This window comes from Liquorilactobacillus uvarum DSM 19971 (assembly GCF_001434935.1).
GTDB lineage: Bacteria > Bacillota > Bacilli > Lactobacillales > Lactobacillaceae > Liquorilactobacillus > Liquorilactobacillus uvarum.
The window spans coordinates 1-224 of sequence record NZ_AZEG01000153.1 but is presented as its reverse complement, the minus strand read 5'-3'; the positions used below and the strand labels follow the sequence as shown (position 1 = coordinate 224).

Sequence of the window (224 nt, the reverse complement as noted above, 5' to 3'; positions counted from 1 at the left end):
GGTGAAATGATAACTAATCGTTTTGAGAGAGTGGATTCGAATACATGGGTGTATTTGGGTGCTAATGGTATTGCCATGACGGGGACCCAAACGATTAATGGGCAGAAACTTTATTTTGATCAAAATGGGTATCAGATCAAAGGTCAAGCAGTTAGAGATCAAAATGACAATATGTATTATTATGATGCTGACAGCGGTGAAATGATAACTAATCGTTTTGAGAG

Annotated in this window: 1 pseudogene; it reads left to right on the top strand. The window is 37.5% G+C overall.

Annotated features, from left to right (window positions below):
* A pseudogene (locus FD20_RS13655) lies at positions 1 to 224 on the top strand (hypothetical protein); the annotation flags it as partial.